The sequence below is a fragment of the Pedobacter jejuensis genome (assembly GCF_003725795.1).
In the GTDB taxonomy this organism is placed as follows: domain Bacteria; phylum Bacteroidota; class Bacteroidia; order Sphingobacteriales; family Sphingobacteriaceae; genus Pedobacter; species Pedobacter jejuensis.
Genome location: NZ_RBEE01000020.1, coordinates 1 through 1,297, shown reverse-complemented (window position 1 = coordinate 1,297; position 1,297 = coordinate 1). Strand labels below are relative to the sequence as shown.

Sequence of the window (1,297 nt, the reverse complement as noted above, 5' to 3'; positions counted from 1 at the left end):
TGCATATACCAATAAATTTGACCCCCTTTCGCCAATTTTAAATTGACCCCCAGAGTTGTTGCTTGAAAAAAGCAGAAGTTGTTGTGGAAAAAGGCTTTTTAGAATCGATCTTTTAAGTCCTGTTTAACAACTGTTATTTTACAAAAATACGTTTTCAATCTTAGAGTTTCTCCTTCTCATAGATTCACCAAATAATTCAACTCTTATTGAGTGATGAACGATACGATCAAGAACCGCATCTGCTATTGTTTTCTCACCAATTATATCATACCATTCCTTCACTGGTATTTGTGATGTAACTATTGTTGAACGCTTCTGGTGCCTATCTTCAATGATATCCAGTAAAGTAACCCTTGACTGTGGGTCGAATGGCTGAAGACCGAAGTCGTCAAGAATAAGAAGATCAACCCTTTCAATCTTTTTCAGTTCTGCCAGGATGGTACCTTTAGCCTTTGCCAGCTTTAGCTGTCCCATAAGTTTAGCAGTATTAACATACAGAACCTTGTATCCATTCTGACAGGCCTGATATCCAAGTGCGGTGGCAAGGTAGCTTTTTCCTGTACCGGTGGAACCGGTTATGAAAAGATCCTTGTGCTCCTTGATGAAATCCAGGGCCGCAAGTCTGTGCACCTGGTTCCTATCGAGGCCTCGCTCAATGGAGTAATCAATATGTTCAAGAGATGCCTTATATCGGAATGCAGCCGTCCTAATTGTTCTTTCCACCGAACGGTTGCGCCTGTCATCCCATTCGCTGGCAACCAGTACGGATATAAACTGATCAGTGGTCAGCGATTCCTTTACCGAGGATTCCAGATTGGTCCTGAATGCATCGTACATCCCAAACAGCCTCAGCTGTTTCATTTTCTCTAATGTTTCATTGTTCATTTCTAATTGCTTTTTATTGTTACTGGTAATATTCCTTGCCCCTGATGTTTCCATGCTCAGGGATATCTATTGTCTGTTCTTCTACAGATAGCTGATCAAGCTGCTTTTGCAGTATCTCCTCGATTATACGGTAGTTGTACTGGCCAAGATTATTTGCCCAACGGCAGGCATTCCTTAGCCGGACCGTTCCAACACGACGCGCAAAGTTCAGTATGCCCGAACAGGATTTATGGGCCTGCTCGGGATATCCCTTATGCTCAAGCACCTTCGATATGTAATGAGCAACGTCACTATGGATCTCTTCAGCCTGCTGAATAAAGTTCTCAGGCGTCCATTCTGATACGTACCGGTGCTGTGGTGCCCGGTGGTTCTGTTGGGGAGTATAATGGTTCTTTTGCCGCACTCTGGCATG

At 43.3% G+C, this 1,297-nt stretch carries 1 protein-coding gene and 1 pseudogene; both read right to left on the bottom strand.

The window, feature by feature from the left end:
- Positions 1-138: 138 nt before the first annotated feature.
- On the bottom strand, positions 139-885 hold the full coding sequence (gene istB / locus D7004_RS10600) for an IS21-like element helper ATPase IstB (RefSeq protein WP_244214291.1): 747 nt from the start codon (positions 883-885) through the stop codon (positions 139-141).
- Positions 886-904: 19 nt separating this feature from the next.
- Positions 905-1,297, bottom strand: a pseudogene (locus D7004_RS20835) (IS21 family transposase); the annotation flags it as partial.

What these genes read in the sequence shown, in the direction of transcription:
- istB (WP_244214291.1), bottom strand. Translation starts at nt 885, where the DNA reads ATGAACAATGAAACATTAGAGAAAATGAAACAGCTGAGGCTGTTTGGG.